At 47.4% G+C, this 251-nt stretch carries 1 protein-coding gene; it reads left to right on the plus strand.

Annotation, left to right across the window (positions count from 1 at the left end):
* The coding region (locus EUU22_RS25740) for a N,N-dimethylformamidase beta subunit family domain-containing protein (protein WP_205687976.1) at nucleotides 1-251 on the plus strand (251 nt) is incomplete at both ends.

Below are 251 nucleotides of genomic sequence, written 5' to 3' on the forward strand. Positions count from 1 at the left end.
GATAGTAAAGGAGTTGCTAAGCGAAACATTATTTGCTATAAGGTGCAGACCGATAATGCAGATCTTGCTCGCGATCCTATGTATAATCAGGATAATTCAGTTGTCACTTCTATGTGGCGCGATCCTGTAGTAGGCCGACCGGAGAACGCGCTCGTTGGCATTATGTTCTCGGATCTGACCCATGCACAGTTTGGTTTCCCATGGACTGCCGATGCTAAGGCTGCAAACTCGCCCCTGTTTAAGAATACAGG

This window comes from Ciceribacter ferrooxidans (genome assembly GCF_004137355.1).
Classification (GTDB): domain Bacteria; phylum Pseudomonadota; class Alphaproteobacteria; order Rhizobiales; family Rhizobiaceae; genus Allorhizobium; species Allorhizobium ferrooxidans.